The sequence below is a fragment of the Pseudomonas sp. SMN11 genome (genome assembly GCF_052041945.1).
Classification (GTDB): domain Bacteria; phylum Pseudomonadota; class Gammaproteobacteria; order Pseudomonadales; family Pseudomonadaceae; genus Aquipseudomonas.
This window is the reverse complement of sequence record NZ_JBKGGW010000117.1, coordinates 1-219: the sequence shown is the minus strand read 5'-3', so window position 1 is coordinate 219 and position 219 is coordinate 1. Positions and strand designations below refer to the sequence as shown.

The 219-nt window shown below is 56.6% G+C and carries 1 protein-coding gene; it reads left to right on the top strand.

Annotated features, from left to right (window positions below):
* A partial coding sequence (locus ACLEJU_RS28805; RefSeq protein ID WP_440776797.1) for an IS3 family transposase occupies positions 1-182 on the top strand: 182 nt, incomplete at its 5' end.
* Between the last annotated feature and the right edge of the window lie 37 nt (positions 183-219).

Genomic DNA, 219 nt, shown 5'->3' with positions numbered 1-219 from the left:
AGAGCTTCTTTGCCACACTGAAGCGAGAAGAGGCCTGCCGGGTTTACCCCAGCAAGCAGCAGGCGCACCTGGCAATCGCGAACTACATCCACGGGTTTTACAACAGTAGTCGACTGCACTCAGCACTGGGCTATCGTTCACCGAACGAATATGCCAAAGGCTTGAGAAAGGCGGCTCAATAGCCAGCCTCTTGGCGTCCGTTGTCACGGGACAGGCCCA